The following is a 26,477-nucleotide window of genomic DNA, read 5'->3' as shown; positions in this document are numbered from 1 at the left end:
CCCGATAAGCTCGTTAGGAGTAGTTCACCCAACGTTTTTGCCCTCTAAATTGAATCAACGTAATAACTAAAATAATCGCGAACAGCACGTAAGCCATGGCCGAGGCATAACCATATTCAAAGCGCTGGAACGCCGTATAATAAATGTCGTAAACCAGCATATGCGTTGAACGGCCAGGTCCTCCTTTGGTCAAGACAAAAACCAGATCGAATACTTTGAAGGAATTGATAATGCCCATAATAATCGTAAAGAAAATGACCGGCGACAGCATCGGCAGTGTTATATTGCGAAACTGGGAGACTTTGCCTGCGCCATCAATTTCCGCTGCTTCATACAGATCCTTTGGAATTCCCTGCAGGCCGGCTAAATAAAGCACCATATAGTAACCGATCGAGTGCCAGATACTGACGATAATCACCGAGAGGAGCGCCCAGTGTGTCGATGCAAGCCAAGTTGGCGGATTGTCGATCCCAAGGCTTCTGAGAAAGCCGTTAATCGGACCCATGGTCGGGTTATAAAGCAGCTGCCACACGACGGCTACGGCAATGGTTGCCGTAATATGCGGCAGAAAAATCGCCGTTCGAAATATTTTAACGCCTCTCAAGCCTTTATTGAGGGCGACTGCTGCCAAAATCGCAAGAATCAGCGTCACCGGTACGGAAACGGCTGTCATAAGTAAACTATTGAGCAGGGAGATTCGGAACGTTTCATCGCTCCATAAACGCGTGTAATTCGATAATCCCGCAAATTCAATTTCACCAAACCCGTTCCACTCCGTAAAACTCATGAGGAAGGAAGCACACACCGGTAAGCAAATAAAAATCAAAAATCCAAGTATATTGGGAAGCAGAAATGTATATCCTGTCAATCGATTACGCCGTAATGCTTTGCTCGAACCCTTCATATGCTTCACCCCTATCAAAACCGTCGAGCTTCACTACATAGAGCGAAGCTCGGCTGTTTCTGTTCTGTCCCTTACTTTTTGCCTGCTTTGTAATCCTTGGCATATTTATCGGCCCATTCGGAGGCAACGCGCTGACCGATCTTTTGAATCGCTTGGTCGACGGTCTGAGCGCCAGTTAAAGCCATTTCGCCTTCTTGTTTGTAAACGCTGTTTACCAAAATGTTTTTCACGCCAGGCAGCAGCGGATATTCCGGATATTCTTTTTGTTCCACGAAGTAATGGATGTTCTTAGGCTTCAAGCTGCCGTCGCCAATATACGTCTTGCGGATTTCATCGTTGATATAACCTGTGAGAAAGCCTTTCGCTGCAAACTGCTTCGCGCCTTTCACGCCGGTCATGAACTGAAGCACTTTGAACGCTTCTTCTTTGTGCTTGGAATTCTTGTTCACCATCAAGGACACCGGAGTCGCCAAACTCGTATTGGCTGCTACGCCTTCCGGATGCGGAACGGGAACAACATCCCAATCAAAGCTGATTTTCTTCTCGGCTTCCGCTTGTCTAAGCTGTGCCACGTGCCAGTCCCCGATCAGATTCATCGCCACATTGCCCTTCTGGAAAGCGGCGTTGTAATGCGCATTTGTCGTAATTTGTTCGGCCCAACCCATCATCGAGCCGTCTTTTTCCATATCCAAACGGAATTGAAGGCCTTTCTTGAACGCCGATAAATCTTTATCGATGATCGAAGCGCCGGTTTGAACGCCTTGCATATACCACGTTTGTGCCCATGGATGCAAGAATGCCCCGTACGTTTTATTGGCGCCTTCCCCTTTGGTCATCTTCTTCGCCAGTTCACGGAATTCATCCCATGTCATATCCGCTTTCGGATAGGCCACGCCGGCTTGATCAAACAACGTTTTGTTGTAAAACAACATCCAGTTGGATTTCCGGTAAGGAAGCCCGTAAACTTTATCGTTAACTTTTAAAGAATCATACAAAGGGCCATATCCGGAAACATCCACATTCGCCTTTTTGACATAATCGTCTAAAGGCTCCAAAATGCCCGTGTCCAGAAACACATCCATGTTGCCGCCGAACAAATCGATATTATCCCCGGAAGACAGCTGCATGCGAAGCTTTTCGTAGTACTGCGCCTGTGGAATTGTTTCAAATTGCACTTGGATCGTCGGATTCTCTTTGCTAAATTCTTCGTAAGCGGTTTTAAACGTTTCCAAATCATCCTGAAGTACCGTCGCTTTCAAGCTCACTTGAGCCGCTTTGGCATCCGGAGACGCCGTGCTTTTATCTCCTGCCGTTTGGCCGGCGGACCCGCATCCAGCCAGTAATCCCAACAGCAAAGAGCCTGTCACAGCAAGCTTTAAACTTTTTTTCATTTGACACCCACCCTTTTTTTGATATGATTTGTGTGCGCTTTCTTATTTTGAATTATACGTAGACACCAGGCAGGCCGACAGATGAATGTTTTATTCCCCCCTTTTGCCTGAAGAGAAGGAAGTGATTATATGCTGTTCGTTACTCTTGTACTGCTTATTTTTACCATATTATTCACTTACAAAAAGCTAAATCATGCGTCAACCCGCTTCATGTACGGCATCATCATCGGTTGGGTGCTTTCTTTTGTAGCCTTTACGTTGTACCTGAGTAAATTTAATTACTATTTCAATGTCATTCACACTTTCTTTGATTTCAGTCCCGGCACCTGGAATTATCTGGTCTTGACTAAATTTAATCCTGATTGGCTTATTCGCATGCTGAATATCGGCGTTGGGTTGTTCTACTGCTCGCTGCTTGGCTTCGCCATTGCCTTCACCCGCAGCTTAAGCCCATGGCACCAAAGGATCGGCTACGGAGGTATCTTACTCTTTTTTATCATCGAGACCACCTACTTTGACCCTTCTTTTCATATCGCCCTAAGCAATCAGATTGATAGCTTGACATTCTTTCGTGGGATGGAAATGGTTATAAAGAGCCTTCGCTACCTGATACTTTTTGTTGCTTTTGGCCTACTGATCAACTATTATTTGAATTATCCGAAAATTAAGTTTATCAAAAATTTAACGTTGTATCATGTCTTGCTCTTTATTCCGCTCGTCGTCATCCATCTGTTTATTTTTTCCTGGGCGCCAAAAGTATTGGTTAAAGAAACGTATTTGAAAGGTTATTTCAACTATCTGCAGCCTCCTCTTGGTTATCAGTCGATCCTTTTGCCTGTGTTTCCATTTGCCATCTATTTAATTTTGTTTTTGATGATTTACCTGGTGTATAAGTTTAATTCCATCGAGATTTACCGTAAAAACCGCGATATTCAAATTAATAAAAGCATCGACACGGCAACGCTCGGAACGCGCGCATTTACACATGCCCTCAAAAATCATTTGATCGGCATCCAGTCCGAGGCCGCATATCTGAAAGAACGCCATCAGGCGGACAGCGAATCCCAGTATAGTCTGGACCTCATCTTACGATCATCGCAGTCGGCGCTCGCCAGCATTAACGATGCCGCTGATAAATTAAAAAATATAAGCCTGAATCTCCAACCGATGTCTATCGATCTTCCGGTTCAGCAGGCGATTGCCCGCTTAAACGAACAGGCCAGCCGCTGCCAAGTCGATTATTCGCTAGATTCGCTGCCTGCTAATTGTTATATCGACTTCAATCATTTGACTGAAGCCATCTACAACCTGCTCCTCAATGCCAGTGAATCGCTCCTGTTTCGGGATGACGGCCGTATTGTGGTCGAACGGAGCCAGCAAAACGGATGGGCGCTCATCCGAATTACCGATAACGGACCCGGCGTCGCCGAGGAGCATTTGGAGGCCATTTTCGATCCTTTTTTTACCACCAAAGCATCGGTTAATAATTGGGGCATCGGCTTGTCCTATTGCCATAAAATCATCATAGGCCACGACGGGAAAATCGTCGTCGAGAGCAAGAAAGACGTGGGAACGACCTTTACGGTCTACTTGCCGATTATCTAAAAGCTGACGAAAGGAGATCCTGTATAATGACACATCAACCTATCCGTATTCTCATCGCTGATGACATGGAAGCTCACCTTCGAAGGCTGGAAAGGACATTCGCCGGACATGCTGATTTTGCCTGTGTGGCGCGTGTTTCCTCGGGGCACGACGCCGTTATTCAAGCAGCGCTGCATCAACCGGATGTGATTCTCATGGATATTGAGATGGAATCCCAATTCGCGGGTATTCAAGCAGCGAAAATCATTCACGACAAATATCCCCAGATGAAAATTATCGTGCTCACCGTCCACAAGGATGAAAACTTCATCTTTGCCGCCTTTCAGACGGGTATCACGGACTACTTATTAAAAACCACTACTGACGTCGAAATTATGGAAGCCATACGCGCCGCCTACATGAACGCATCCCCGATCCGCCCGATGATTGCCGAGAAAATCCGTGAAGAGTTTGCGCGCGTGAAGCGAGCGGAAAACAGCCTGCTGAATATTATTCAGATCATTTCAGAGCTTACGCCAAGCGAACTGCAGGTCCTCCGTTTACTTTGCGAAGGCAAGAAAAGGAAGCAAATTGCCGAAGAGCGATTTGTCGAATATGAAACCATTAAGAAACAAATCAATTCGATTCTCAAGAAATTTCAAATGCCTGATTCGGCAATGGTTATCCAAACCATCAATGATCTGCGAATTTTCGAGGTGCTGAAAAAGCTCTAAGAAGCTCTGCTTTGTAAGTCAGGTGAAAATAAAAATTGCAGTGCCATTGTTTATGAACCCCAAAGTTTGGAAGCACCCTAGGGATTCCCTGCTGCAGAACCCGCAGATGGCCAAATTGCCAGTACCGGTGGCAAATTCCCTGAGCTTGACCAACAATCGGCTACTCGAGGGGCACTTTCGTTACCTACAATGGCCACACATACAAATGTCTGCAGTCCCATAAGTCCATCTCTACTTGGACACCAACGGTCACTCCAGCTTTATGGGAATTGCAAAAATAACCAAGTAAATGAAGAAGACTACCGATAGTAATGAATCGGTAGTCCTCTTTTTGCCCTTTTCACTTTGTGATATCCCACATTCTATGTTAAAATCATGGCAGCGTTTACTTACATATCGCCTTGCAGCTTATAATTAAACATGTTGGAGGGACAACTATGGAAGAAAACGCCAAAAATGAACACGTTAATTACCATCATCCCTTGCTGCGTTACAAAATATGGGACAGTACTTTAGAGCCACTGCCTTCGTTACCTTGGAACATGTGGCATTATCATAAAGAAGTAGAAATCATTCTCTTATTTGAAGGTTCCATGCAAGTTGAAACGGTTGACACGATTTATCAATTACAAGATCAGGATCTGTTAATTATCGGATCCTCTCGGTTGCACCGTACCCGAAGACAGAAATTAGTCAAACAAATTGTGCTGCAATTGGACATCCTGGCACAATTAGATCAATATACCAAGGACTTCTCGCCTATTTTACTGGAATTATCGGAACCGCTGGATCGTATCAATGAGGTGCTTGCCAACAACCCATCTGTCAAAGAAACGATGTTTCAGCTGTTAGTCCAAGTGTACCAAGAAGCAAGCCGTATGGAGGCTGGCTACGAATTGGCGATAAGTGGCGCCTTCAAGCAGCTGCTCTCCCTGCTCATTCGTCATGCTCCCGCTTCGCCTCCCCTTTCACCTGCAGATTGGCAGCGTCTCAAGCCCGTATTGGATTATATTGAAATCAATTATCGAAATCCGATTCGAATTCAGGATGTACTCCATCTCGTACATTTGGAGTATCACTATTTCATTAAATATTTCCAGCAGTGTATCGGTATGTCCTTTGTCGATTATCTTCATTTGAGACGCATAAAAACAGCTGAGCATCTGCTGCTTACCGAAGCGTTAAGTATTGCCGATGTTGGCGTTCAATCGGGGTTCCCGAATGTCAACATGTTCATCCGTATTTTCAAGCGCTATAACGAGTATACGCCTTCCGAGTTTCGAAAAAAACGAATACAAAAACCTGTATCGCTCGTTTAATGCAAGAAAGTGAAAAAGTGCCCTTCCGCAGTCGGAAGAGCACTTTTTCACTTTTGTTATTCGCTTGCCTGCAAAAGCGCTCGTTTTTGAATGAGCTCATTCGTTGCCCTGCGAGCGATCCGGGTTGCAATCAGCCCGTCCAGTCCAGTCGGCATATCTCCCGTTTGACCGGTCTCAAGCGATAAAGCAAAGGCTTCGTACATGCCGTTGAAATTCTTTTCTGATGCATATGGAAACCGGGTCGTGCCAGATGAATTCCGCATTTCAAATAGTTTGGCTTCGCGATCATAACGAATAACTCCGTCAGTCCCAATCAGTTCATAAATAAAATGTGACACCGGTTCTTTGGCCGTAAAACAGTAAGAATAACTGATTTCGAGCATCGTATGTACCTTATTAGCATGCTTCATATGGAGGTACATATGGTCTGGAGCTTCATACTCGTCCACCCAGGCTCCTTCCGAATGCTGAAGCTGCACATCCGAATTCAACCACCATCTTGCAAGGTCAATCTGGTGCACACCGCAGTCAACCATAGGTCCGCCTTCAAGCATTCGGTTTGCACGTCTCAGGTTTAACGGTGAAGGAACTTGCTCATCATTGACATATTTTCCATGATTATTCCATATATAACTTAGCCTCAGTGAGCGAACGTCACCGATGCTTTTATTTTCAACGATCGTTTTGATCATCTGGGAAACGGGGCTAAACCGGTAGTCAAAGGCTGTAAACAACATTAATCCCGCTTTTTCCATCACAGCGATCATCTCTGCAGCCTCTTCGTCATCCATAGCCAATGGTTTTTCACATAAGACATGCTTTCCATAACGTGCCGCGTCCCGAACATTTTGATAATGAGAAGGCGCTGGTGATGTAATGACCACGGCATCAATTCCGGATTGGAAGAACAGCTCTACGTCACTAAAAACTTCAACCTGATGTTTCTTCTGCAGCTCTTCTTTTCGAGCGACATCAGGTTCATAAATAGCCGTTAATTCAAATTTAGACGAATTCATTATTGACGGAATATGCCCGTAATTTGCAACAACTCCACAACCCATTAAACCTAACTTAAACATAAATTTCCCTCCTATAGATCCTGCCAACCTGATCTTTTCTGTTTTTTCTATTCACAAAATATTTCCAAGTGCTGGCATGGGTTAACCCCTAGATTCATCATCCTTTTAAAGATAACGCTTTCACACCCCTCAACCATCGCTTCTACAAATCCAATTGTAAGTGATAGTCCGCATAGATTCTAGGAACAGAACTGGTGTAAAATCACACAAAACTGTCATTTCAATAGCAACCGTGAAAAAAGCACAAAACTGTCTTAGACACCACGCAAACGGATTGGGCATAAGCTGATATATGTCATTTTGAGAGGATGTTTGTACATGTATTACCGATTTGTTCCCCACTGGCCATACTATTCCCCCTATGCGGAAAGCGAGTGGCTCTCGTGGCGCAGCGCCGCCCTATCCGACGGAATCAGTCGCCTGCCTGAACAGCGGCTATCCTTTGTGCTTGTGCATGGATCCTGGGCCGACGCTCATTTCTGGGATGGCGTTGCTGCCGTGCTGCGCAGTCAGGGGCATACCGTTCACGCGCCGGAATACGCGGGTCACGGCACAGATCCGAACAAAAATGTCACGCATGCGATGATCACGAAGTCTGTCGTCGATTATATCATGAAGATGAACTTGCGCGATTTCGTTCTCGTAGGACACAGTTTCGGTGGCACCGTCATCCAGAAGGTTGCTGAACAAATACCAGACCGCATCAAACGCCTCGTCTTCTGGGACGCATTTGTTCTGAAAGACGGCGGATCGCTAGCCGACGAGTTGCCGCCCCCGACGAGGGAGGGTTTCGAGCAGCTCAGAGCCGGATCGAAGGACGATACCATCCTCCTTCCATTTCCGCTGTTTCGTGATTTGTTCGTCAATTTGGCAACTTTGGAGGAAGCCAAACGATTTTATACAGGAGTCAAGCCTGAACCGGCGAAACCACTTTTCGAGAAATTAGATCTCAAAGTGTTCTATACATTGCCTACACCCAAAAGTTACGTCTATTTCTACCAAGACAACGTATTGCCACAAGGAGAAGGCTTCGGCTGGAATCCGCATATGTCCTCACGGCTCGGTGTGTTCCGATTGATCGTCGGCGACGGAGACCATTTTACCTATACACGCACAAAACCTGCCGTTGTAGCACAGAAGCTGTACGAGGCGGGTCGTGACTGATTAGAAGTGCAAATGCAAGCTCAGGCGTATCCCGCTTGGGCTTTATTTGTTATTGGAGCTCTAGAAGACAACGGATATTTATACCAGCATATGGTATTATGAGAGTTGGATGAGCCAGTAACATGAGTGGAAGGGACGTGGATATTCTGAGCAAATGGAATGAAATGACGGACGATTCCCAGTCAAGATGGGACGAGATTGCGGCGTTTTGGGATGATTACATGGGTGAACACAGCAATCGGTTCCATCGTGAAATTATCAGACCAAAGACGGAAGAACTTCTTGAAGTAAAAGAAGGTCAGATCCTTCTGGATATTGCATGTGGCAATGGAAACTTCTCACGCAGGTTGGCTGATTTAGGCGCTGAGGTTGTTGCTTTGGACTATAGTCCTAACATGATCGAGCGAGCAAAATTAAGGTCAACTAACTATTTAAATCGCATAGACTATCGAGTAGTTGATGCAACTAACTATCAGTCATTACTAACCCTTGGAACAGAAAAGTATGATGGTGCTGTAGCTAATATGGCTTTAATGGATATTGCGGATATAACCTTTTTGACTAAGGCACTTTCACAGTTATTAAAAAAGAGCGGGATCTTCGTATTCTCCATCCCGCATCCTTGTTTCCAAACGCCAACTACAAGAAAAATACATGAATCCGAAGACCGTAACGGGGAGATTGTCACAAGAAACAGTGTCCAAATCTCAACCTATTTAACTCCAGAGCCTAGCCAAACAATAGGTATAAAAGGTCAGCCTGTTCCTCATCTCTTATTTCATAGACCTTTAGCCTATTATATGAACTTATTTTTCAGCTCTGGTTTTGTTCTGGATGGTTTGCATGAGCCAAGCTTTGAGAAGGATGAACAGGCAAATCATAAATTTGATTGGTATGATATTCCGCCTGCGGTTATATTTCGTTTTAGAAAGATGTAGGGATATGTAAATTCTGTAATGAGGCCATCTGAAGGTTCTATCATTTGGATAAGTTCTCTTGGATTATCACATCATTCTTAGGGTTTACCCACCGCTCACCTTGCGGGAGACTGATTTTATACCAAGTAATAACATTAGCAGGCAATGGGGCATGTTGCCATTTTGCAATAGCGTGTACAGTTCCTGCTTCCAATACTTCCCCCTCACCTTCCTGTTCGTAGGGTACGGAATATGTCGTTTCTGTTCCCATTAACTTAAGTTGATAATCTACCGGTTCGGCATGGACATCCTCCATAAGGGCCGGTTTGATAATCCATTTAGGTCCAAGCCATGTATCAATTTGATACCACGTTCCTGATTGCCCGGTGGCACTCATCGCGTTTATAACGTACTTAGGTCCATACTGTATTTTGGCAGTAGAACTAATCTTCTGAGGTGCAAGCTTCTGAGTTGTTTCCGTGTTAATGTTTGGCTCGTTAAATAAACTTGCGGTGTTCAAGAGCTTTAATGTACTCTTCCGTTCTTCATACGTGCCATATAAAACATTGTCATCATCCTGTATCCAGCGATCTCCCAGCCAAGTCTGCACCTTTAGCCATTCCTCGGGATTTCTTTTGTCGTAAAAACTAAATGGTGCACCCGGGGCAAGCTGTACATTCTGATAAGGTGCTATGGCACCTAGAGGACGGCTGCTTTGATCGTCTTTCGCATACAAGTTTGTTTCCTGGATAATAACAAAATTAATGAGGGGTGCTTCGGCGTGAACAGGATATGCTGCACCCAAGAACATCAAGCATGAAGTCAAGGCTAGACTTAGACAGGTTTTTCTCATTTTATTCTCCTCCCAGCATATTCTATGCGAGGGGGAATTATTCCATAATTTTCCACCTGTAGGAATAGACGCGGAATCATACTTAAAGTTTCGAAATAACTTGGCTAACTTGGAGGAACTACCGTCCGCTATTTCGGCGAATAGCGGGGGTTGGATTGGCTGAGGGGAACTACAGGGCCTTATTTCTCCGTATTTGGTTGAATCACAGCCAAATACGAGGAAATAGTGGCCCCTAGTTCCCCTTCGGCGAGGAAAAGGGCGCTTTCCGAAGAAATAGCGCCCTACAGTTCCCTCCGCCGAAACCGAAGGTCAAACCAATCCAATCTGCCCGTAATCCGGGCAGACGGACCTTAACTGCTTCGCGTCCAGCACAAGGCCGAAGCCCGGTGAATCGCTGCGCAGGTTGACCTCGCTGTCAGCCGTCCTTGATGTAACCTGAGCAATGACGCAGGTTTCGAAGGCGTCCGACTCGCCCGGCTTCTCCAGCGCCTCGACCCAATCGGCCGACAGGCCGATCGCGAGCTGCTGCCAGACCGTGCAAGCCGGGCCGACCAAGCTGTCGTCACCAATCATGAGTCTGGCGCCAAAACTTTGGATCTTGCGGGCCAGCTCTACCGCATGAATGAGAGAACCCGCACAGCCCGGGTGGATGTTGTAGATGCCGCCCATCCCCGCCGTAACCGTACGCGCAGCCTCAACCGCCGGGCGGAGAGGCACGTCTGGCAGCAGCTGCAGCGTAGCAACTTGACGCTGCAGCTCAATCCACTGCGGCATGGTCAAGCTCGCCGGGTCTTCGCAGGCATTCAGGCCAGCCTCTTCCAGGATGCGCAGTGAAGCAACGATGCCGTCAAGGTCATCTTCACTCTTCTTCGGCCGATAGCCATAGTTCACATCACCGACGATGAACGTCTCCGGCCCCATGATGTCACGGGCTGCTTCGACGATCTTTTTATCCAGAGCGATGTCCCCGAACAGCTTGACCTTAAGGTGGGTGCGGTACCCTTGATCCCAGGACTCTTGCGCCCTCACGCGTACCTTCTCCGGGTCGTTTTCCAGGATACAGAATAACCCCGGGACAGGCTCCTTGCCATCCAGCCCCAACAGATCAAGAGCGGACTGACCGAGCAGATGCCCCGCAAGATCAAGCAGCGCTGTCTCCACCATCTCGGCACGCTTGGAGCACAGCTCCGTAAGCCGGCTCGTCACTGTGCGAACCGCTTCCCCAATAGACATCCCGATCAATTCTTGCAACGGGCTGAGCCATTCGTTTAAATCCAGCTCCTCGCGGTTGACAGCCATAATATTTTCTCCCCAGCCACTCTGATTCCCCGCTGAAATGCGGATAAATCCGTGGATACGGTTGGTCCATGCCCCATGACTGAATGTCCGCTGCACGTTCACGTCATACCGGTAAAGCTCGATGGAGCGTATAGGCTCCGTTACCTGACTCAGTCGTTCCATTATCATGTTGACTTCTACTCCCTTCATATCTCAAGGTCTACAGTTTATTGTGTTCGCGAAAATCCTTAGGGGTCATGCCCTCCATCTTTTTAAAAATCCGGTTAAAATACGTCGGTTGATAACCGACTTTTACGGCAATCTCCTGCATTTTCAGCTCGGAGCCGACAAGTAGTTCTTTCGCCTGATCCAGTCTCGTCTTGGTCAAGTAGTCAACGAAATACATGCCGGTCACTTGCAGGAAAAGCTTGCTCAGACCCGACGAGGAGATGCCGAGGCGGTCTGCGCACAAGTCTAACGAAATATCCGTTTGATATTCCGAACGAATCATCCCCACTGTCCGCTCAACCAAGTCGCGAGCTCTGTCGTTCTGATGATGCATAAGCTCCACCATCAACGGTTCCACGATTCGAGCTGCATACCAAACCTGCATCTCGTCACTGTCCTTAAGTGCCAACAGCTCCGCATAGAGCTGGCCCCAATCGAACAGGGAACCGCCCTGCATCACGTCCGATTGCATCAAAGCCCCCTGCACAGCTCCCAAAAGCTTAAGACTGCCCTGCTGCAAAAGCAGTTCCCGCTTCGCATGCGCCTTCAACTCTTGGAAAAATAAGCCTAACAACCGATGGCTTTCCTCACCAAGGCCACTCACCATCGAATGAACCAGGTCCTGCTCCAACGCGAAAGGATATCTTGAATCTGCGTGCTCGTTCATCGGTTCGTTCAAGTCGATAATCTGGTTCGGTACATCCAGCTTTCTGTGCCGCAGTGCCTGCAGCACCTCTTCCCAAGCGATCGGAACGCGGCTGATGGCGGACACAGGCTGGCCTAGACCGATGACCGTATCCATTTTCAAAATGCGGTGCAAACTGTGGCCAATCTCCGAAGCCATCCGCTTCAGCCGTTCAGCAACCTCGGCAGGAGATACCTCCTGGGGAAACATCGTGAACAAGCCAACGGATAAGTCATGCAAGTTCATGACGGATACATTGTCGTTGCCTGTCAGCTCTTCAATCATATTTACCGCTGCGAACGTCACGAGCGGCTGTTCATCCTCGCGGAAGGAGCCCTGCAGCCGGTGGAAACCCAATAATTGTACGACCATCACGACAAATTGCTGGCCTTCCGGTTCCCAGCCGTACTGCTCCATGCGCTGCGTAATCTCCTGTTCCTGCAACAGTTGCAGATGGCCTTGCACCAATTGCAGCAAGAACCCCGTCCGCAGCGAGGAGTGCTGCCCTTCCAGCCGGGACTGCAGCAGATGACTTTCTCTGCTCAAATTCCGCCATTGTTCCTCGATGTACTGGATCTCGTCTTTTGGAACGAGCAGCGGCTCCGGCCCTGCCGGGGAAATCAGCGTACGGAGAAGCCGATGAAGCGGTTGGACCAACCGGACGGATGCGTACCACGAGCTGAGCAGGACAAACAACAAACTAATTAGCCCCACCGCCATAATGAGCCGGGAAACGAGCACGATCGGTTTCAGAAATTCAGACATCGGCACGGCCGAAACCAGCTCCCAACCGGTAATTGGTATCGTCGCCGTCGATACAACGTACAGCTCATTTCCCCAACTCCAACGGAAGGAGGAGGATTTTTCCTGCTTCCCGCTTAGCTCCTTAACGAGTGCCTCGTTCATCTCTTTAACGGCAGGCGAAAACAAATCTCGTGACAGCAGCGTTCCTTCTCGGTTAAGAATGAAAACAGTACCGCCCAATCCTGCATCGAAGCCCGCCAAATTTAAAAGCTGCTTCTCGTTAATACGCGCCATGATTACGCCAAAGGGCTCGCCGATAACCGGCAGTTTGTGAACGACGAACAGCCCATCGAGCGCTGGTGCTTGGAGCATGCGCCAAAACAAGCGCTCCTTGACGGCAAGCAGTTCGTGGTAGGGCTTGGCTCCACTTTCTTCCAACCTGTGGATACCTTGGCTATCCGAGATAAGGCGTGGTGGGTTCTCAAGGTACACTAAGGACTGATCAATTAACGCACTGCTGTTATTCAAAACAGTCAGAGATTCAAAAAATTCCTTGCTAAACGCATAATTATCTTTAAAATCAATGCCTCTTAGCTTATCGCTCATCGGATTCAACGTCCACTGGTTCATACCTACTTGCAGATGCCCAAGTGCATCGCTCACTTGCTTGACCGTGTAATCCAGCTGCAGTTTATGCGTCCGTTCAACCTCGCGCTCTATGTAGCTGACACCGATATAATAACTGCTGACTGCAATCAGCAAGGTGGGAATGGTCGTGACAATCAGAATGAGCAGCAAGCTCCGCCGGAATGCGTGTCCCCGATATAATAGCAATCCTTTTCCTAGCCGCTTCTTCATGCCCATCCATCCCATCTTTTATGCTCATACAGGAAGCGCGCTCTTGAGCAAATGCCCAAAAAGCCGCTTCCTGTTAATTTTAAAGTCTTTTATTTACCTGTTGTCCGCTTCTGATACGAATCGTTGACTTCCTTGATAATAGCCTGGAAGTTCTGGTCCTTGGACAGATTGTTAACGAAATCATCCCACGCGCTGATCGGTTCCTTGCCCATGATGACTTTGACCCGCAGATCATCTACCTTCTTATCGATCTCCGCTCCGTATTTGCTCGCCGTTTCCGAATATAATCCGTTGCCAATATCGCCGACCAGATACGGTTCCCGTGCGTCTACGATTTTCTTGTTACGCTCAAAGACATCGGCAGGCATCCCCGTCCGGTAAGCCCAGAGGTACTTTTCGTCGCGACTGAATATTTTACCCAGTGCACTTTGAGAAACAATATCCTTTTTAGCCTGTTCCGTGGCCAGCTTTATGCCATCCTTCTCTGTATAGTGAACATCCTTGAAGCCATACCAAGCCAGATCCGTGCCTTCCGTCGATGAACCATAGTCCATTAGTTGTAAAATTGTTTTCAGCTTCGCCTCGGATACCTTCTTCGGAATCAGGAAGATACCATTGAAGCCACGCCATTGATACGCCATCTTTTTGCCTTCGGGACTAACCAAATAGGTCATTGGCAAGAAATCCGCATTCGGATTCGTTTTCCGCAGTTCTTCTGTCAGACGCCAGGAGGCCTCAACCGTATCAACCCACATGCCCGCTTTATTAGACTTGGCCATATCCTCGAACTGGCTCAGTTTGAGCACCGCAAAGTCTTCGGGAATGACTTTCTCGTCGTATAGTTTCTTTTGATACAAAATGGCATCACGGGTTTGCGGCTCCAGATAAATATGCGCCAGTTTGCCATCTTTCAGCTTCCACTTTCCTTGCGTTGAGTTAAAAAGCGGCTCAAATAGGAAGGAACCTTGATTACCAGCCAGTCCAAATGTGTCCTGCTTGCCATTGCCGTCTGGATCTTTATATGTAAAAGCCTTCATCGTTTCGAATAATTCATCCATCGTCTCCGGCATTTTCATACCAAGCTTATCCAACCAGTCTTTACGAATATTGATAAAAGACCACCCGCCCATTGGGCGAACCGCAGGAATACCATAGTTTTTGCCATCCTGCATCTTGGAGCTTTGCCAAACAGCTGACGGGTAAGCTGCCAAATTCGGGTAAGCCTTCACCAGTTCAGGCGTAAGCTCCCAGAATGCGCCTTCCTTTGCCATCTGCATGACAAGCGGGTCGAATGGATCCAGAACGAACATCAGATCCGGGATATCGCCGGAAGCCAGCGTCACCTTCGTTTTTTCCGCATAGTTATTGGACGAAACCCATTGAATATTTAACTTCGTATTCGTACGCTTGCCGATTTCCTGGACGATCACATTGTCGGCGCCCGGCGGTTCCGGCGTGCTAAAGTTCGTCATGATAGAGATTTCGGTTACTTTCTGGGAAGATTTTGCAGCATCGCCACCACCGCAGCCCGTTAAGGCTAGAGCGACCGCCGTCAAAATCGTTGCACTTTTTACTATACCATGTTTACGTTGTAACAAATGAAAAACCCCCTGATCCATAGTCGGATATTTGCCTCATTACCCTTTGATTGAACCTACCATGACACCCTTGGCGAAATGTTTCTGCAAAAACGGATAAACAAATAAAATCGGGACTGTCGCAATGACGACAGCAGCCATCTTCAAAGTCTCCGGAGGAATGGACTGCTCGTTCATCAGCTCCTGTGCAGCGCCTCCTCCTGCCGCCGTAGACGAATCGATCAACATGTTCTGGAGCAGAACTTGCAGCGGCCATTTCGAAGCATCGGTCATGTATAATACAGCTGAGAAAAAAGTGTTCCAGTAGCTGACCGCATAGAAAAGCCCAAACGCCGCTAACGATGGCAGCGATAATGGTAAAATAATTCGGAACCAGATCCCGATATCATTGCAGCCATCCATCTGAGCCGCTTCCTCAAGGCTATCCGGAATGCTGTCGAAAAAACCCTTCATCAGAATGACATACCAGCCGCTCGTCAGCACCGGGATGATCAATGCCCAGATGCTGTTGATCAAGTGCAAATCGCGTATGAGCAAATACGGTGGAATCATCCCCGGGTTGAAGAGTGTCGTCAGCAGAATTAACAACAGCATTGCCCGACGTGCCGGCATTCTTCTTCGTGAAAGTGCATACGAAAGCGCCGCCGTAATGACCAAGCTGCAGAAGGTGCCGACAATCGCCAAGAAACCGCTGATCATCGAGGCGTTCAGGAAAGACTTTGTCGACAGCAAATATTTGTAGGAAGCCAGCGACCACGTAGAGGGAAACAGCCGGAGCCCTCCCTTCAAGTATTCCGATGGATCCATAAATGACACGACGACCACATAATAAAGCGGGAACAACGTCACTAGCCCAATAAGAGCCAACACCGTGTAGTTAACAATCGGAAAGAGGTCCTTCGTGCTCTTTCTCATTCTTCATTCTCCTTCCTTAATACACGCCTTCTTCGCCAAACCGTTTGGCCAGCTTGTTGGCGATAACGACCAGCACCAGCCCCACGACTGACTTAAAAAGCCCAACAGCCGTACTGAAGCTGAACTGACCTTGTTGAATACCGAGCCGGTACACGTACGTATCGAAAACCTCGCCTACGGTCGATACCGCCCCGTTCCCCATAAGGAATACTTGTTCAAAACCAACATCCATAATATTTCCTATTCGTAAAATGAGTAAGATGAGAATCACACTGCGGATTCCTGGTAGCGTAATGTGCCAAATCTGTCGCAATCGCTTAGCACCATCGATTTTGGCTGCTTCGTATAACTGTGTATCCAACCCCGCAATAGCCGCCAGGAAAATGATCGTGCCCCAGCCCGCTTCCTTCCAGATCGATTGCACCGTAAGCAAGATCCAGAACAATTTCGGGTTGGTCAAAAAATCAATTTTGGAAAAACCGAAATACACCAGCAGGTTGTTGATCGATCCATCTGTGCGCGTCAACATCAGAATCGTAATTCCTACAATGATGACCCAGGACAAAAAGTGCGGCAAATAAACGATGGATTGGATCACCTTCTTGAAGGGCTTGCTCATGACCTCATTCAACAGCAAAGCGATGATGATCGGCAGCGGAAAATAAAAAACCAAATTCATCAAATTAATCGCCATCGTGTTGCGAAACAACATCATAAAATCAGGGTTGGAAAAAAAACGGATAAAGTGCTCCAGCCCGACCCAATCACTTCCTAGCACACCTCTGTAAGGTGAATAATTTTGAAATGCAATAATGATGCCCCACATCGGTACATACTTGAACAAGATCATAAACAGAATGCCCGGCAGTGCCAACATATACAGAAATTTATCGCGCTTCATAATAGCCCAAATCCGGGATCGCTGCTTGGTTGCAGGTGACCCAAGTTCCGACGGTAAGTGTTGACTGAGTTCACTGTTCATTCTTGTATTGTACACCTCCTCTCGCGTCTCTTGGTGTTCGAATTGATACTCACAGCCTACGAGAATAGCGTTCTTGCCGCAATTAGACTTTTTTTCTCAGGGAAATTCCGCGTCATTACTGACTTTTCGCTCGCTACAATGAAAAAGAAGAACAAGTCGCTGATCTGAAAGATCGCAGCCTGTTCTTCTTTTCTTTGATTACGGTTTAAATACCATTAACAAAATGACGATGAATGCAGCAAGATTTGCAATTAAATCCAACCTGGCAGATCGCCTGCGACTTTGCCGGTACGCATCAGGAAGATCATCACCAGGCGTCTGCTGGAGCAGTGTACGCTGCTGTTTAATGCCCGCTGGAATGAGTCCGGCAAAAATGACGAGAATGACAAGGAAGATGGCAATCGAGAGCACATACCACAGCTCTTTGAACAAAGAAACTTCCAGAAAGCCAAGGGCTAGACCTGTAAGCAGCAGCAGTGTGCCACCTAACTTCGGGAGGATCGCCGCCTTCTCCAACAGTGCGAGCGCGAACTTGGCTTGACTGGTTGTTTTGGCGCTGCTCATAATCAAGGGGTAGCAGATGACAGCAGCCATGGCTATTACGGCGGCAAGGATATGGACGAACAACAGGTAAATATACATGTAAGCCCCCTCCTACTTTAGATTTGAGCTTCTAATGAGGAAATTGTTTTGGGCGTTGCGGCTTTTGTGCTTATCGTTGTTTCCGTATTCGCGATCCGGGCACCCTGCTCTTCTCGATACAACATCCAACCTACGACAAGTCCGTATACGGCGGTAACAATATGGATCCAAGAAGGCGTTTTGTCTACAGCATTTGTTATCACCAATATGGCATCGATGACAGGCATTATGATCGAAGTTAGCATCACAACGAGCATTGCTTTTCTCATCCGAAGTACCATCAAGGCTAACAGGAAAATACCAATAAACAAATCACGATCTGCTTTAATATGAACAAGATATTTATCCGTAACGTCATGCAGAGGCAGGCCAAAATCCCGAATCGCCGCTTCCGGTGTGATAAAACCTTTCACTCCTAAAAACAACATCAACAGCGTAACAACCCCCACTAACCAAAACGATACTGACTTTAATCCCCAATTCGATGTGCTCATTTTTTTGTCTCCTTTTTCCAATTTATTTGATTGACTTTATTGTATAGCGGGACTATCATTCTGTTAAGAACGCACTTTAAAGTACGCCACATACTTAAAAGTAAGGGTGTGTTTTATCAATGATTCATCAGCGCGAATGTCCCATCGAGACGGTCATTCATGTGTTAGGAGGAAAGTGGAAACCGACGATTTTATGGAATTTGGTGGAATCCACCAAGCGATATAGCGATCTGGAAAAGCTAATCCCTGATGTCTCGCAAAAAATGCTCACACAACATCTTCGTGATTTAGAACATGAAGGCGTGATCCAAAGAACGGTATACCCTACCGTCCCTCCAAAAGTAGAATATTCACTTAGTGAATATGGCCGAACATTGGTCCCTGTAGCAGAAATGATGTGTGCTTGGGGAGAAAAACATAATGAACGCAAACAAAAAGAACCAGCGTCTTAAAGCTGGTTCTTTTTGTTTGCGTTTAAGTCATCTTCCTGAACCCAAGCCCACATAGCTGCAAAAATAGGCTGCAGTTTCCACCCGCGCTCCGTTAGCTCATATTCTACATGTAGGGGAACACCGGGATATAACGTGCGCGTAATAATGCCTTTTTCCTCTAGTACCCTCAGTCGATCTGTTAATGTCTTCGGGCTTATCGGGTGCAGCCTTCGCCGCAACTCTCCGAATCGCCTGGTGCCGACGAACAACTCCAACAAAAGAGGAAGTGTCCATTTACCATCCAAGATTTCGAGCAGAGGATCAATGGCTTCGATACAAGAACGATCCAACATGCACATTTCCTCCATAGTTCATTTTGTGAAACTATTGCACCTTATTGTAACTACTTTTCAAATGTACCACAGTACTGTAGTCTTATTGAAGAGCAGGAAAATAAGATTCCACTTCGTATCGATATTAACCCCTGCGTGGTGCGCGCAACCAGGGCGATTAAGCGATAGGATCAGGGCTTCATCCCTTTTTAAAAATCTGAATATTCAGCCATTTTATCTTTACAATTTAAAATTTTCCCGAAAGGCTGATTGGAGGCACATATGCAAAGACCATTTGATGTAGATCCATCGGAGTATCCGTTCAAGGACAACTGGATGCCGTATCGCGATGGCATGATTCATTACGTTGACGAGGGGCAAGGCCCCGTCATTCTTCTTCTACACGGCAATCCCACCTGGTCGTATCTTTACCGGAATGTCATCAAAGAGTTGAGTGGTGAATGTCGGCTTATTGCACTGGATTACCCAGGACTCGGGATGTCACAGGCTCCTTCCGGCTATGGCTACACACCTCAGGAGCATTCGGAGGCGGTCACCGAATTCATCCGGCGCTTAGATCTCAGAGACTTCGTCCTAGTCGTGCAAGATTGGGGAGGTCCGATAGGTTTCAATTACGCCGTCAAGCACCATAAGAATTTGCGCGGCATTGTTGTTATGAATACATGGGCATGGCCGGCAACACTCCCCGCGATGAAGCTATTCTCGTTAGCGATGGGGGGATGGCCAATCGGCTATTGGCTGCAAACAAGGCATAACTTTTTTGCTAAGAAAATTGTTCCACATGGGATCCATCATACCGAGAAAGTTACGAATACCTTGAGAAAGGCCTATACCGATCCATTCCCAACGCCAACATCACGGAAACCTACCTGGGTATTCCCGAGGCAGATCCGAAAGGCACGATCTTGGCTTGAGGAGATCGAGAAGAAACTTCCGGTTCTAGCCAATTTGCCATCTCAAATTCTGTGGGGAATGAAGGATAGCGCCGGCTTTCCACCCGAAGAGATGTCAAAATGGCAGAGTTATTTGAAATTGAATGAAACCGAGTCGTTAGTCGATGCCTCCCACTACGTACAGGAAGATCGACCAGACCGGGTGACTGCATCTATCCGCAGAGTCCTTGAACGGACAACGCAACAACCTAAGGAGGTTATATGATGAAGACAATTTTATGGGCAACCTTAACAGGAAATGGAAACTACGCACAATCGGGTCCGAATAACCCGCCGAAGCAGGAAGCGCTCACCGATTTTGCAGCACATGCCAGAGAAGCAGGAAATTTCATTGTCGGAAGACGTACATTTGAAGGGATGCAGGCAAACGGCAGTGGCGGCTATTTTTCCGAAATGGATATCGTCGTTGTATCGGGGAGCGTAAAAGAAATTCCCGGTGTGAAGGTCGTAAGCTCGCCAAGCGACGCCTTAAGCTACCTGCGGGATAAAGGATATCCAACTGCCCTCATTTCGGGAGGTGCGGACCTTCACAATGCTTTCCTGAGTCAAGGTCTTGTCGATGAACTCATATTCAATATCGCGCCGGTACTCGAAGGAAAAGGGCTTAATCTATTAATCGATACGGAGAAATACCAATACAAAGAGGTGGAATTGTTGAACCTCAAGTCGCTCGGCAGCGGCGTCGTTCAAGTGCACTATGCGATTGATCATACAATGTAAGATGCATCGTTCGTATTGCCTTCCCAGTAGGAGGAACACGAAAACCGCGCCTTTTAGGACGCGGTTTTCGTGTGTTAATCAACTACACTTTCACAGCTTTTATAGATAGCCATTGAGGAATAGCAGCTAGAGGATTTTAACGCCAGTTGCAGTAGTCTTCAAACTCTTGTTCTGATGGTCGCCACTGGAAGGAACCAAAACCCGCTTGCCACTCATATCTGCAAGAGCTTAATCCCAATAAAAGGAAAGTAAATAGATTGTTTAAACTAATCTTAACTTAATCGACGACGATCCGGTCGCCCTTGCTTATTGGTTGCGAAATGACTAAAAATTCAACGTCCTCATTTGATTTATTAAACATTTGATGAGAGACTAATGGAGGAACTTCGACTCCTTCTTGTGGATAGAGGACAATCTCTTTTCCCTCCATTTCCATAGTTCCAATGCCCGACAGAACGAAGAAAAATTGACGGGATTGCTGATGATAATGTTTGACCTCTGATGTATTCGCTGGCATCCTCTCATGAATGACGCTTAACTCATTTTTTTTAACTAAATGCCAACCGTCACATTGATCTCCCCAGATATAATGTTCCGCATTTTGCTTGCTTATTTTCATCTCGATATGCTCCTTCTCCGTTGTTTTCATAGAGAATTATTATACATAAAAATGAATAAAAATTCAAAATAATAGTCCTTCTCCGAGATAGCTTCGGCATCGGGTTTTGTCTTAAAACTTTTGAGCTAACTCACGGGCGTATTGGATGGATTTCTCTTTAATGGCCGGTGCTTGATCAGCCTTTGCAGCAACGCCCTCTATAAAGATGCCTTCAAACGAAGGGACCGCAAAAAATTCCATAATCATTTTTAAGTGGCGATGACCGATTTCAAACTCTGCAAATGGCCCCCCTTGTGCATAAAAATTGCCGCTTGCCTGAATATGCATAGCCTTTTTATCGCTCAGCAACCCAACAGGACCATTGCTCGTATATTTAAAAGTTTTTCCAGCAACACAAATCGAATCAATGTAGGCTTTCATAACGGGTGGGAATGAAAAATTCCACATAGGATTGACGAACACATATTTATCCGCATCAACAAATTGATCCACCAATTCGCCCATCCGATTCAATTTGTTTTGTTCTTCTTGTTTCAATTGATTAAAAGGGGTGCCAGAACTTAATTTTCCCCAGCCGTTGCAGACATCCGAATCAATTTGTGGATGATCAGGATGAGCTGTAATATACAATACCTTCGCCATTTTACTTGATCTCCATATAACGTCAAAAAGCGTAATGGGCACGGTACGTCCCTTACGCTTTTTATAATATCACTTTAATTCAGCGGCAAATTCATTCTTCTTTCTTTATATCAAGTCTAGAAAGCCTAGATTCTATTGAAGCAAGAAGCTTTTTAATCTCCAACAACTCGCCATTAAACTGTTCTAACGTATTTAAATCATCTTCCTCCATACGATGCAGATGTTTTTGAATATCATCAATTTCCTGCTCTGCTTTATAATTAATGGCGAAATCGATAACCGACTCGTGTTTATCTCTGGCACTTTGTCGATTCTGGCTCATCATAATAATAGGCGCTTGAAAAGCTGCAAGAAATGATAAACACAGATTCAACAGGATAAATGGAGGCTCGTCAAAATGAAGAGGTTTGATGAAAGGAAGCGTATTCCAAATCATCCATACGACCAGCACTGCACCAAAGCAACCGATGAAAGTCCAGCTTCCACCAAACTTGGCAATGCTGTCGGCAAGCCGGTCGGAGATCGTTGTATTTTCCGAATACTCTTCATCCACCCGATTTAGAATACTTTTTTCATATTCGTCAACCAATCTGTCTATACGTAGCGCATTCGATTCACTAAGCTCAATATCGAACCCCTGAATGACAGAAGCCTCATCAAAAAAGTCATCGTTTTGCATATTCTTTTTGTTCATTTCTCGAATTCCATCCTTGTACACGATTAGCGCATGATTCCACCAAATTTATTTTTAACCTAATCGTGGGTTGTTATTCGAGGAATTTCCGTGATCATCCTATTGTTCTTGTCATACGCTGTTAATCTTAATTCATTCATTTCAACTAAACTGTAAAATACTCTCTTCCAGTTCGTTTGAATGATCGTTCCCCCTATCACTTGATTATACTTATCTATGATTTCTATCTTACTGATTTCGGGATCATCGATGTATCCGTAAATGAAATATCTTCTAACATTATCTTTAAAGTTGATTCCTTGTGCATCTACTAGAAATTTACTTCCATCAGACATGGCGTTACTACTGTTAAGATTCCAACCTTCAGCATCACTGCGATTTCGCGACTTTCTTTTTTATGATTTTTATAAAATGCTTCTTCTACTGTCTTGCTTTTACATCCAGAAACACTCATACCGATTAGAATAAGCATTAAAATGGTTTTGAATATTTGCAATTTTCCCCTCCGTGTTAATTGGGTTATGCTACTGCAAAGCTTTTTCAACAAGTTCCTTAATAGGCGTTTGACCCCCAATCAACTGTTGCAGATCATCGGTCGTTCGCTCCATTTGTCCTTCTGCAATGGTACGATAAATAAAAGCCGTTGTTTCCGCAAAAGATTTCGGTAGCCCGGCCTGAACAAGCAAGCTCTTCTCCTCTTCATAAGACACGGATTGATGAGTCACGGTTTTACCAGATATGTCCGAAAGGATGTCAGCCAAATCATCAAAACTCCACGGAGTGTTGGACACGAGGTTATATGACTTATTTTCATGGCCTTCCTCTGTCAGAACGGTTGCTGCAGCCAAAGCCAAATCACTGCGACTAACCGAATTTACTTTGCCATTACTGGTGTTAGTGAAAATGGTACCGCTCTTTATATAGGTTTTAAGTGACGCGTTAATAAAAAATTCCGTATACCCACCGTTACGCAAAAAAGTGTAAGGAATCCGAGTCGTATGAATCGCATTCTCCGTAGCGAGATGAACACGAGCAAATGGATTATCTTCAGCAAAAGCAAAGCTTGTATACGCAATATGTTGTAATTTTTGATCTCTGGCTGCTTTCACGACATTGGCATGTTGAACGACGCGCAGCGTATCATCGGAATCTGAACTTGATATGAACAGCAGTTTCGTTCCAAGTCTAAAAGCATTTTGTAGAGATTCCGGGACATTATAGTCTGCCAAGCGAACTTCAATGCCAAGAGCTGCAAGAGCAGCCGCTTTTTCGAGATTGCGAACAACCCCGATAATATGACTTGCAGGTACTTTTTTAAGCAGATGCTGTATAACGAGATTGCCCAACTGACCTGTCGCACCTGTGACAATAATCTTCATCAACCGATCTTCCTCTCTATTCGTTCGTTGCGATCTATACTTTTAAAATAGCTTTTGACGAAACGATCCACAAGTGAGTTAATCCTTATATTTAAACTTTACTGCCACACGATGCGTCCTTTTCTCAGCTTGGCTATGTACACAATTTGCCCTGTATGATAATGAATTTCTCTTTTAGTCCATCTCACTCAGCATCTTGTCCGCCGATTTACTGAGCTGGCTGAATATAAACTTCGGCGCAATTCGATTCATGAGCTTCAAAGCATTGCTTTGCCCAGGGCGGATTTCAAAGTTATCCTGCTCCATCCCGCGTATAGCGGCCCCCACCATGCTGGAGACGTTCATCGCTTTCGATCCCGCCAGATCCGCCGGGTCGAACGAGTCTACAAGCGGAGTATCCGTCAATGGAGGCGCTAGTTCGAACACTTTTACTCTTGTGTTTTTAAGCTGTACTCTCAGCGACTGTGTAAAGGAGTGTATTCCTGCTTTTGCTGCGCAATACACCGGCGAGATCGGCAGCGGGACGAAGGCGAGGCCTGACGATACGTTCAGGATCGCAGCCGACTCTTGCATTTTCAGATGCGCAAGAAATTGCTTCACCATCCGGATCGGACCGCTCAAATTCGTCTCGATCTCACGGTTTAGATCCTCCAGATCAACATCCTGATCATGTAGATTAAGCCTGCGCATGAATCCTGCGTTATTGATTAGAACATTAAGCCCAGGAAATTGTTTCACAACCGTTTCAAATAAAGCTGCAATCGCCTCAGGATCCCCAGCATCGCTTTGTATCGTATGTACCGTCGGCAGCTTTTTCTTCGCTGCATCCAACCTCGTTTGATCCCGTCCCGTTATAATGACGGTGTTCCCTAGCTTAATCAGCTGCACAGCAAATTCGAAGCCGATGCCGGACGACCCTCCTGTGATAAGTACCGTATTGCCGCTCATTTTCATGTGTTCTCGACCTTCCTTTCATTTTTTACTATCCTATTCTGAAGAAAATTTAAATAGTCTATTTCACTCGCTCCGCGTGTAAGAGGCTGCACGCCGCAGTCTCCGGTTTGATAGTTTACTAACGTTCGTCGATTATTCATTGTGACTTCTATACTTAAAAATCTCGTCAACAGCTTGCCGGTACCCGCCTGATTGCCTGAGGGATTCCCTCGTATTTGCAACAGCAATCTTGTAAGAGGGTTCGCTTAACACATGGTCTACGGCTTCCCGCAGTTGATTCGCTGTCAAGCTTTGCATTTGCAATTGCATGCCTGCCCCGATAGAGGCGACTTGCGCGGCAACCATCGGCTGATCGGCGCTTTGTGGGATGACAATTAGCGGAACCCCGTAATAGAGACCTTCATGGGCACTATTCATTCCACCATGTGTAATAAATAATTTGGTATAGGGCAGCAACTGTGTTTGTGGAACATAATTTTTCACGATGAAATTTGGAGGGATCTCCCCAAGATCAGCCATTTGCGCTCTATTCCCAATAGACATGACAATCGTATGATCCGTGTTCCCCAATGCCTCAAAACAAAGCTTATAGAAATCTATGGCTTGGTTAAAAACAGTCCCCAGTGAAATGTAAATGGGTTCCTTCCCTACGATTGCTGCAAGGTCAAAGTTCTCTTGCGGCACCCGCGAAGCGATGGACGGACCTACAAATTTAAAGGTAGGGTCAAACGCTGCGCCATTAGGCTGAAACTCCCTAGTTGTATAAACGATTGTAAGAGGCGCAGGATTACAAAAAACTTCATAGCGTGAAGGGATCTCCACAGCATATTGTTCCTGCAATTTTGCCGTTAAGTTTTGAAACTTATCATCTATGGATTTAAGTGTTTCTGGGGGGATTCTCGTAGAAATTTGTTCCACCAATTGATCAAATGAGCCTTTCGTCTGTGCAAAAGAAGTACAAGAGTTGATGGCCGGAAGCTTCAGAATTTGCGCAAGCAAATGGCCGCAACCAAACATCGAATCATGAATGATGTAATCAAAATGCTCATTTTCAAGCTGCTCAAGAACACTAGGAATCACGATATCTGCCGTAAGCAAAAGACCGTTGATTCTCTCGAGCAAATAATCTCGCCCGCCGGAGATAAAAGCTTTGATAACTTTCTGATCGTCAAATGTTCGGACGGAAGCTCCCGTCATCTCGATGCGCTCCCGATAAGCCTCGATACAAAAATACACAACCTCTTCCCCACGAGAAATCAGTTCCTGCACCACGCCAATAGTTGGATTGATATGTCCCTCTGAGCCGCCATTAATAAATAACACACGCGCCATTTCCATCACTCCTTAACCTATATTTTACCAC

Annotated in this window: 28 protein-coding genes and 1 pseudogene; 10 read left to right on the top strand and 19 right to left on the bottom strand. The window is 46.1% G+C overall.

Translation table 11 applies throughout. The features are described 5' to 3' along the window. Positions 1-13: 13 nt before the first annotated feature. Both PCH02S_RS19920 and PCH02S_RS19915 read right to left on the bottom strand, forming a co-directional pair. A complete protein-coding gene (locus PCH02S_RS19920; RefSeq protein ID WP_127455697.1) occupies positions 14-904 on the bottom strand; it encodes a carbohydrate ABC transporter permease in 891 nt (296 codons plus the stop codon). A 71-nt stretch (positions 905-975) separates the two neighbouring features. Continuing rightward, positions 976-2,295, bottom strand: coding sequence for an ABC transporter substrate-binding protein (locus PCH02S_RS19915; protein WP_246069174.1), 1,320 nt, complete (start codon positions 2,293-2,295; stop codon positions 976-978). Between the two features lie 129 nt (positions 2,296-2,424). Between PCH02S_RS19915 and PCH02S_RS19910 the strand changes: the two genes are divergently transcribed. The 5 genes and pseudogenes from PCH02S_RS19910 to PCH02S_RS19890 all read left to right on the top strand — a co-directional run bounded on the left by PCH02S_RS19910 (position 2,425) and on the right by PCH02S_RS19890 (position 5,932). Continuing rightward, positions 2,425-3,900, top strand: coding sequence for a sensor histidine kinase (locus PCH02S_RS19910; RefSeq protein ID WP_127455696.1), 1,476 nt, complete (start codon positions 2,425-2,427; stop codon positions 3,898-3,900). A 26-nt stretch (positions 3,901-3,926) separates the two neighbouring features. Continuing rightward, complete coding sequence (locus PCH02S_RS19905) at positions 3,927-4,613, top strand: response regulator transcription factor (RefSeq protein WP_127455695.1); 687 nt, start codon at positions 3,927-3,929, stop codon at positions 4,611-4,613. Between the two features lie 3 nt (positions 4,614-4,616). After that, positions 4,617-4,781 (top strand): annotated as a pseudogene (locus PCH02S_RS36465) (lytic polysaccharide monooxygenase); the annotation flags it as partial. Beyond that, positions 4,769-4,894, top strand: coding sequence for a carbohydrate-binding protein (locus PCH02S_RS37005; RefSeq protein WP_127455789.1), 126 nt, complete (start codon positions 4,769-4,771; stop codon positions 4,892-4,894). The pseudogene PCH02S_RS36465 and the gene PCH02S_RS37005, both read left to right, overlap by 13 nt. 156 nt (positions 4,895-5,050) lie before the next feature. Then, positions 5,051-5,932, top strand: coding sequence for an AraC family transcriptional regulator (locus tag PCH02S_RS19890; protein WP_127455694.1), 882 nt, complete (start codon positions 5,051-5,053; stop codon positions 5,930-5,932). Between the two features lie 56 nt (positions 5,933-5,988). Here PCH02S_RS19890 and PCH02S_RS19885 read toward each other — a convergent pair whose 3' ends face one another. Next, complete coding sequence (locus PCH02S_RS19885; RefSeq protein WP_127455693.1) at positions 5,989-7,011, bottom strand: Gfo/Idh/MocA family protein; 1,023 nt, start codon at positions 7,009-7,011, stop codon at positions 5,989-5,991. A gap of 318 nt (positions 7,012-7,329) precedes the next feature. On the opposite strand from PCH02S_RS19885, the gene PCH02S_RS19880 reads away from it, so the two are divergent. Together PCH02S_RS19880 and PCH02S_RS19875 are read left to right on the top strand one after the other, a co-directional pair. Continuing rightward, the gene (locus tag PCH02S_RS19880) at positions 7,330-8,175 is read left to right on the top strand and encodes an alpha/beta hydrolase (protein WP_127455692.1); all 846 of its coding nucleotides are present in this window, start codon (positions 7,330-7,332) and stop codon (positions 8,173-8,175) included. A gap of 137 nt (positions 8,176-8,312) precedes the next feature. Beyond that, positions 8,313-9,113, top strand: a complete 801-nt coding sequence (locus PCH02S_RS19875) for a class I SAM-dependent methyltransferase (RefSeq protein ID WP_218033166.1) — start codon at positions 8,313-8,315, stop codon at positions 9,111-9,113. A gap of 40 nt (positions 9,114-9,153) precedes the next feature. Here PCH02S_RS19875 and PCH02S_RS19870 read toward each other — a convergent pair whose 3' ends face one another. The 8 genes from PCH02S_RS19870 to PCH02S_RS19835 all read right to left on the bottom strand — a co-directional run bounded on the left by PCH02S_RS19870 (position 9,154) and on the right by PCH02S_RS19835 (position 18,369). Continuing rightward, positions 9,154-9,945 carry a hypothetical protein gene (locus PCH02S_RS19870; protein WP_127455691.1) on the bottom strand — a complete coding sequence of 264 codons (792 nt, stop codon included), beginning with the start codon at positions 9,943-9,945 and terminating at the stop codon, positions 9,154-9,156. 309 nt (positions 9,946-10,254) lie between these two features. Further along, positions 10,255-11,412: an enolase C-terminal domain-like protein gene (locus PCH02S_RS19865; protein ID WP_127455690.1), complete on the bottom strand. Its 1,158-nt coding sequence runs from the start codon at positions 11,410-11,412 to the stop codon at positions 10,255-10,257. Between the two features lie 31 nt (positions 11,413-11,443). Then, positions 11,444-13,738 carry a helix-turn-helix domain-containing protein gene (locus tag PCH02S_RS19860; protein WP_164819640.1) on the bottom strand — a complete coding sequence of 765 codons (2,295 nt, stop codon included), beginning with the start codon at positions 13,736-13,738 and terminating at the stop codon, positions 11,444-11,446. Between the two features lie 89 nt (positions 13,739-13,827). Beyond that, complete coding sequence (locus PCH02S_RS19855) at positions 13,828-15,336, bottom strand: extracellular solute-binding protein (protein WP_246069173.1); 1,509 nt, start codon at positions 15,334-15,336, stop codon at positions 13,828-13,830. Between the two features lie 39 nt (positions 15,337-15,375). After that, positions 15,376-16,251 (bottom strand): carbohydrate ABC transporter permease, encoded by an 876-nt coding sequence (locus PCH02S_RS19850; protein ID WP_127455687.1) that lies wholly within the window; start codon positions 16,249-16,251, stop codon positions 15,376-15,378. 16 nt (positions 16,252-16,267) lie between these two features. Next, a complete protein-coding gene (locus PCH02S_RS19845) occupies positions 16,268-17,233 on the bottom strand; it encodes an ABC transporter permease (protein ID WP_246069172.1) in 966 nt (321 codons plus the stop codon). Positions 17,234-17,431: 198 nt separating this feature from the next. Then, on the bottom strand, positions 17,432-17,875 hold the full coding sequence (locus PCH02S_RS19840; protein WP_127455686.1) for a DUF2269 family protein: 444 nt from the start codon (positions 17,873-17,875) through the stop codon (positions 17,432-17,434). 17 nt (positions 17,876-17,892) lie between these two features. Next, entirely contained in the window at positions 17,893-18,369 is a 477-nt protein-coding gene (locus tag PCH02S_RS19835; RefSeq protein WP_127455685.1) for a DUF4267 domain-containing protein, read from the bottom strand. 119 nt (positions 18,370-18,488) lie between these two features. Between PCH02S_RS19835 and PCH02S_RS19830 the strand changes: the two genes are divergently transcribed. After that, positions 18,489-18,821, top strand: coding sequence for a winged helix-turn-helix transcriptional regulator (locus tag PCH02S_RS19830; RefSeq protein WP_127455684.1), 333 nt, complete (start codon positions 18,489-18,491; stop codon positions 18,819-18,821). Here PCH02S_RS19830 and PCH02S_RS19825 read toward each other — a convergent pair. Beyond that, positions 18,818-19,153 carry a winged helix-turn-helix transcriptional regulator gene (locus PCH02S_RS19825; protein ID WP_127455683.1) on the bottom strand — a complete coding sequence of 112 codons (336 nt, stop codon included), beginning with the start codon at positions 19,151-19,153 and terminating at the stop codon, positions 18,818-18,820. The genes PCH02S_RS19830 and PCH02S_RS19825 overlap by 4 nt on opposite strands. Before the next feature lie 261 nt (positions 19,154-19,414). Between PCH02S_RS19825 and PCH02S_RS19820 the strand changes: the two genes are divergently transcribed. Together PCH02S_RS19820 and PCH02S_RS19815 are read left to right on the top strand one after the other, a co-directional pair. Beyond that, entirely contained in the window at positions 19,415-20,311 is an 897-nt protein-coding gene (locus PCH02S_RS19820; RefSeq protein ID WP_127455682.1) for an alpha/beta fold hydrolase, read from the top strand. Next, a complete protein-coding gene (locus PCH02S_RS19815) occupies positions 20,308-20,826 on the top strand; it encodes a dihydrofolate reductase family protein (RefSeq protein WP_246069171.1) in 519 nt (172 codons plus the stop codon). Before PCH02S_RS19820 ends, PCH02S_RS19815 begins: the two co-directional genes overlap by 4 nt. A gap of 277 nt (positions 20,827-21,103) precedes the next feature. Here PCH02S_RS19815 and PCH02S_RS19810 read toward each other — a convergent pair whose 3' ends face one another. The 7 genes from PCH02S_RS19810 to PCH02S_RS19780 form a co-directional block, all read right to left on the bottom strand. Further along, a complete protein-coding gene (locus PCH02S_RS19810) occupies positions 21,104-21,445 on the bottom strand; it encodes a cupin domain-containing protein (RefSeq protein ID WP_127455680.1) in 342 nt (113 codons plus the stop codon). Between the two features lie 111 nt (positions 21,446-21,556). Continuing rightward, positions 21,557-22,087 carry an NAD(P)H-dependent oxidoreductase gene (locus PCH02S_RS19805; RefSeq protein ID WP_127455679.1) on the bottom strand — a complete coding sequence of 177 codons (531 nt, stop codon included), beginning with the start codon at positions 22,085-22,087 and terminating at the stop codon, positions 21,557-21,559. 91 nt (positions 22,088-22,178) lie between these two features. After that, positions 22,179-22,781, bottom strand: coding sequence for a DUF1003 domain-containing protein (locus PCH02S_RS19800; protein ID WP_127455678.1), 603 nt, complete (start codon positions 22,779-22,781; stop codon positions 22,179-22,181). Positions 22,782-23,091: 310 nt separating this feature from the next. Further along, the gene (locus tag PCH02S_RS19795; protein WP_127455677.1) at positions 23,092-23,277 is read right to left on the bottom strand and encodes a hypothetical protein; all 186 of its coding nucleotides are present in this window, start codon (positions 23,275-23,277) and stop codon (positions 23,092-23,094) included. A gap of 28 nt (positions 23,278-23,305) precedes the next feature. Then, the gene (locus PCH02S_RS19790) at positions 23,306-24,160 is read right to left on the bottom strand and encodes an SDR family oxidoreductase (RefSeq protein WP_127455676.1); all 855 of its coding nucleotides are present in this window, start codon (positions 24,158-24,160) and stop codon (positions 23,306-23,308) included. A 174-nt stretch (positions 24,161-24,334) separates the two neighbouring features. Continuing rightward, a complete protein-coding gene (locus tag PCH02S_RS19785; protein ID WP_127455675.1) occupies positions 24,335-25,114 on the bottom strand; it encodes an SDR family oxidoreductase in 780 nt (259 codons plus the stop codon). A gap of 132 nt (positions 25,115-25,246) precedes the next feature. Further along, positions 25,247-26,446 carry a macrolide family glycosyltransferase gene (locus PCH02S_RS19780; RefSeq protein WP_127455674.1) on the bottom strand — a complete coding sequence of 400 codons (1,200 nt, stop codon included), beginning with the start codon at positions 26,444-26,446 and terminating at the stop codon, positions 25,247-25,249. Positions 26,447-26,477 lie beyond the last annotated feature (31 nt).

Origin of the sequence: Paenibacillus chondroitinus NBRC 15376 (genome assembly GCF_004000765.1) — a bacterium.
In the GTDB taxonomy this organism is placed as follows: domain Bacteria; phylum Bacillota; class Bacilli; order Paenibacillales; family NBRC-103111; genus Paenibacillus_E; species Paenibacillus_E chondroitinus.
Note: the sequence above shows the minus strand (reverse complement) of the source record. Positions and strands in the feature narration are given on the sequence as shown.